General features: G+C 46.8%; 1 protein-coding gene. It reads right to left on the reverse strand.

Annotated features, from left to right (window positions below; all coding sequences use genetic code 11):
- Window positions 1-110: 110 nt before the first annotated feature.
- On the reverse strand, window positions 111-608 hold the full coding sequence (locus DWZ40_RS19185) for an antirestriction protein ArdA (RefSeq protein ID WP_118544367.1): 498 nt from the start codon (window positions 606-608) through the stop codon (window positions 111-113).
- Window positions 609-669 lie beyond the last annotated feature (61 nt).

The following is a 669-nucleotide window of genomic DNA, read 5'->3' on the forward strand; positions in this document are numbered from 1 at the left end:
ATAGCTTCGTATTTTCTTCATGTTGTCCGTCCTTTCTAAAAGATGGGGCAGCAAAAGCCGCCCCTGAATCAAAAAGCCGCCTGCACTTCCCAAAGGAGATACAGACGGGTCTACCGTAAGATTTCATATACGCCGTGGTTCGTGACAACAAAGGTTCCATCCAATTCCATGTCACGCCCATAGGCAGCATAGTCGATATAGTTTTGTAAGTGTGCCGGAAGTTCCCCAAGCTGTCCGCTTTCTTCCAGATAGTAACGAGCCACATCCGCCATATCGTCACAGCCGGAATGGCAGATAATATCGTCTTCATGCTCACAGAGTTCTTCGATACTGCCAAAGTAGGATTGCAGCTCTGATAGTTCCTCCTGAATGTACTCCGGTAAGTCCTCCACCATTTTACACAGGCGGTTGACTTCCTCAATGGGGGTATATTCGTCAATCTCAAAGGGCAGCTCATAATCATGGATGGCGTATTCCTCATATTCATCATTCAAACCGATACGTTCTTTGACTTCCTCAAAGTCCACAGGCGGCGTGAACCATGCCCCGACCAGTTCGCCCTCGTTGTATTTGCCTAAGTTGGCAATGTAAATCCGCATTTCTTCCAAGTTCCTCCACCTCCTTTTAGCGGTAATAAAAGATACCATTGTCCGTAAACAGGTAGTTTTC

Origin of the sequence: Clostridium sp. AF32-12BH (assembly GCF_003477935.1) — a bacterium.
In the GTDB taxonomy this organism is placed as follows: domain Bacteria; phylum Bacillota; class Clostridia; order Lachnospirales; family Lachnospiraceae; genus Brotaphodocola.